The sequence below is a fragment of the Tenacibaculum finnmarkense genomovar ulcerans genome, from assembly GCF_900239495.1.
GTDB lineage: Bacteria > Bacteroidota > Bacteroidia > Flavobacteriales > Flavobacteriaceae > Polaribacter > Polaribacter ulcerans.
This window is the reverse complement of sequence record NZ_OENE01000018.1, coordinates 1-1,253: the sequence shown is the minus strand read 5'-3', so window position 1 is coordinate 1,253 and position 1,253 is coordinate 1. Positions and strand designations below refer to the sequence as shown.

At 29.1% G+C, this 1,253-nt stretch carries 2 protein-coding genes; both read right to left on the bottom strand.

Going from position 1 to position 1,253, the window contains the following annotated elements; genetic code table 11:
• Positions 1-126: 126 nt before the first annotated feature.
• Positions 127-696: a toxin-antitoxin system YwqK family antitoxin gene (locus DPIF8902391_RS07055; RefSeq protein ID WP_172505416.1), complete on the bottom strand. Its 570-nt coding sequence runs from the start codon at positions 694-696 to the stop codon at positions 127-129.
• Positions 680-1,018, bottom strand: coding sequence for a DUF6804 family protein (locus DPIF8902391_RS12595; RefSeq protein WP_394369915.1), 339 nt, complete (start codon positions 1,016-1,018; stop codon positions 680-682). Before DPIF8902391_RS12595 ends, DPIF8902391_RS07055 begins: the two co-directional genes overlap by 17 nt.
• Positions 1,019-1,253 lie beyond the last annotated feature (235 nt).

Below are 1,253 nucleotides of genomic sequence, written 5' to 3'. Positions count from 1 at the left end.
TGATGATTTACGAACCGCCGTATACGAGACCCGTACGTACGGTGGTGTGAGAGGCGCACTCCGACTATTTTAGTCGGAGCCGTCTACTCGATTGGCTGTAGTTGATTCGATATTATTTGTCATCTTTTACTTCAAATTAATTAAACCATCATCGTATTCAAATTCAATGACCAAATCCCCGTTTATATCCCATTGACTAGCTTTTCCTTGAAGTTCATCATCTATAGTTTCTTTTTGAGATTTTAATTGTCCATTTATATAATATTCTTTTATCGTTTCATAGTAAGTTTCGTACTCTTCATCTTCATATTGTTCAGTCTCAATTTTTGTTATACTTTCATACTTAATATTACCATCTTTATAAAACTTTAAAGAAGTTATTGTTGTTTCTAAATTTATTTGTGATATTAGAAGATTACCCTTATCATCATAATTTTTGTAGCTTTTTAAATCACCAAACTTATCATATTCATAAATTGCCTCAGGTTTTCCGTTCAAATGATAAAATTTCCAAATCCCTTTTCTGTTCTTTCGTTCACTATTTCTTTTTTTATAAACTCGGTGAAGTCCTTCACAAAATTTTTCTCCATTATTATAGTAGAGTAAAATTTCTTCGTCTGGCTTTTCCTCTATTCCAGAGCAAGAGGATATAATTATTACAAAAACGGCAAGTAAAATTTTAAACTGGTTTCTCATTATTTTTTGATTTAATTATATAACTTACGATTATTAGTGCAATTACAACTATGTCCATAATTATCCAGATATCCTTTGAAAAGCTTATCTTGAAAGCAGGAAAAGGATTAAAAATTATTGCTAAGACTAGAAAAGCCACAGATAGTGTTTTAAAATTCCTTTTAAATGAATTGAATGCTAGAAATAACAATCCAAACATTCCAAAAACTTTAATAAATTGATAATATGAATATGGTAAATTAATTATTGCTAATCCAAATATAATGATAAGAATAAATTTTACAATTGTATTGATATTAATTATTCTATTTTTCGATATCATTTCTCTAGTTTAATAATTTGTGCCATTCTTTTTAATTACAGCCAACGTTTTTATATATGGTTTGTTGCGTTTTTGAAACACTAAATTTAGTAAATAAAAACGGAATAGAAAATCCCCTAAGGATTTTCGTAAGTAGGTTAGCACTAGCAATAAATTATATATTTTGTGTGTGCCCAGCATGGGCATCTTTTGACTACCGAAAGGTAGTTTATTAATCTAGAGGGTGCAAGTCCCT

What these genes read in the sequence shown, in the direction of transcription:
- DPIF8902391_RS07055 (WP_172505416.1), bottom strand. Translation starts at nt 696, where the DNA reads ATGAGAAACCAGTTTAAAATTTTACTTGCCGTTTTTGTAATAATTATA.
- DPIF8902391_RS12595 (WP_394369915.1), bottom strand. Translation starts at nt 1,018, where the DNA reads ATGATATCGAAAAATAGAATAATTAATATCAATACAATTGTAAAATTT.